The organism is Snodgrassella gandavensis (genome assembly GCF_914768025.1).
In the GTDB taxonomy this organism is placed as follows: Bacteria; Pseudomonadota; Gammaproteobacteria; order Burkholderiales; family Neisseriaceae; genus Snodgrassella; species Snodgrassella gandavensis.
Genome location: NZ_CAJZCE010000036.1, coordinates 1 through 1002 on the forward strand (window position 1 = coordinate 1; position 1002 = coordinate 1002).

Annotated in this window: 1 protein-coding gene; it reads right to left on the reverse strand. The window is 48.6% G+C overall.

Annotation, left to right across the window (positions count from 1 at the left end):
* Positions 1-1002 (reverse strand): calcium-binding protein (locus MJ764_RS11345; RefSeq protein WP_275415318.1); only part of this gene is annotated, 1002 nt, incomplete at both ends.

A 1002-nucleotide genomic window follows, 5' to 3' on the forward strand; every position in this document is an offset into this window, starting at 1 on the left:
ATCTATATAATCATCACCTGCTTCACCATAGATAGTGTCATTACCATTATCCTGCGGCCGGTTTTCTTTCGGATTCTCCCAGCCCAGATCGCCGAATAATTTATCATCACCCGCACCGCCATAAATCAGATCATCGCCCAGTTGCCCCACCACCAGATCGTTACCGTTACCAGCGTAAATAGTATCGTTGTAGCTATTATCTTTAGCCACAATATCCATACCGACACCAGAATTGAAATCACCGAATATCTGGTCATCACCATCACCGCCATAAATGGTATCGCGGCCGCCACCACCAAAGAGGGCGTCATCGCCGATGCCGCCATCCAGTGTATCATCGCCATAGCCGCCAAAAATCATGTCATTGCCAGCACCGCCGGAAAGATAATCATTCCCCACCATAGTGGTATTCAGCTCATGACCTTCCCGACAGTCATCACCCCAGAGCATATCATCGCCCTCACCACCGATAATCCAGTCATCACCGCCACCACCGGCCAGCTTATCATTGCCGGTGCCGCCATCCATAAAATCATTACCATGTTCGGTAACATTTTTATTTAACCAGTCACCATAAATTTCGTCATCGCCATCATCGCCATACAGTTCATCATTGCCGGCACCACCATAAACCTTGTCATGATCATCACCGCCATGAATCACATCATCGCCATAGCCACCATCCAGAATATCATTGCCGGCATCGCCCCATATATGGTCGTTACCATTAAGCTCCGGATGGGGTTCTTTGGCATTCGCAGCATCGCCCCAGATTATATCGTTGCCATCACCACCATAAAGATAATCATCACCGCCACCACCAGAGATTTGGTCATTACCGGCTCCGCCATAAATGGTGTCATTGCCATGATATTTAGCGTCCAGCATTTGCCCTGTTTCATAACTGTCAGCATCGCCATATATATTATCATCACCATTGCCGCCAAAAATCACATCATTGCCGCCACCGCCAGCTATCCCATCATCGCCATCACCGCCATC